Here is a 241-nt window from a genome sequence, read left to right as displayed (position 1 = left end):
GATTTATTTCCTGATAGTGGTTAAGCGCTACATCTTGCAAATAAATCCCGTTTTGCGTACATTCTAGTACTAATTTTCCAACGATTTCATGCGCTTCTCTAAATGGAACACCTTTTTTCGCTAAATAATCTGCTAGTTCTGTCGCATTGGAAAAATCTTTTTGCGTAGATTCTTCCATTATTTCTGTGTTGACCTTCATCGTTTCAATCATCCCTGCGAAAATATCTAAGCTTGTCTGAAC

The 241-nt window shown here is 36.5% G+C and carries 1 pseudogene; it reads right to left on the bottom strand.

The window, feature by feature from the left end:
* Positions 1 to 211 (bottom strand): annotated as a pseudogene (locus ACX6XY_RS30475) (argininosuccinate lyase); the annotation flags it as partial.
* Between the last annotated feature and the right edge of the window lie 30 nt (positions 212 to 241).

It is taken from the genome of Streptomyces sp. O3, from assembly GCF_054788135.1.
Note: the sequence above shows the minus strand (reverse complement) of the source record. Positions and strands in the feature narration are given on the sequence as shown.